Annotated in this window: 1 protein-coding gene; it reads left to right on the top strand. The window is 51.8% G+C overall.

Annotated features, from left to right (window positions below; translation table 11 throughout):
- Nucleotides 1–554 (top strand): S-layer homology domain-containing protein (locus AB1L17_RS31485; RefSeq protein ID WP_412848925.1); only part of this gene is annotated, 554 nt, incomplete at both ends.

Raw genomic sequence — 554 nt, 5'->3', positions numbered from 1 at the left:
CCGACAGGGCGAAAGTCGATCTGGAGGAAGGCAAAAATACGTTCGTATTAACGGTACGAGCAGAAAATGATGCGGAGAAAAACTATACGTTGACCATTTACCGCGAAACGCCACAACCGTCCGAACCGGCCATTGAATTTTCCGATATCGCCGGACATTGGGCAAAGAACTACATCCTGCGTGCTGTAGAGAAAGGCTTCGTTAGCGGTTATCCAGACGGCACATTTAAACCGAACAATCCGGTCACTCGCGCCGAGTTTACCGTGATGCTGGCAGGCGCTCTGAAACTGAAAAGTGAAGGTACAGCACTTACGTTTGCCGACAACGAACAAATCGGCGAATGGGCAAAACAAGCCGTTGCACAGGCGGTAGAGGCGAGAATTATCGATGGATACGATGATGGCAGTTTCCGGCCAAACAACCGCATCACGCGTGCAGAGATGGCGGCAATGATCGCCCGGTCCCTTACATTGCAGACGAATCCCGGCATGTCAACCGGCTTTGCCGATGATGAAGTGATTCCACAATGGGCGAAAGGTGCAGTCGAAGCGATC

Source organism: Brevibacillus jepli, assembly GCF_047229145.1.
Taxonomy (GTDB): domain Bacteria; phylum Bacillota; class Bacilli; order Brevibacillales; family Brevibacillaceae; genus Brevibacillus.
The sequence above is the reverse complement of the archived record's forward strand: the minus strand, read 5'-3'. Positions and strand labels throughout refer to the sequence as shown.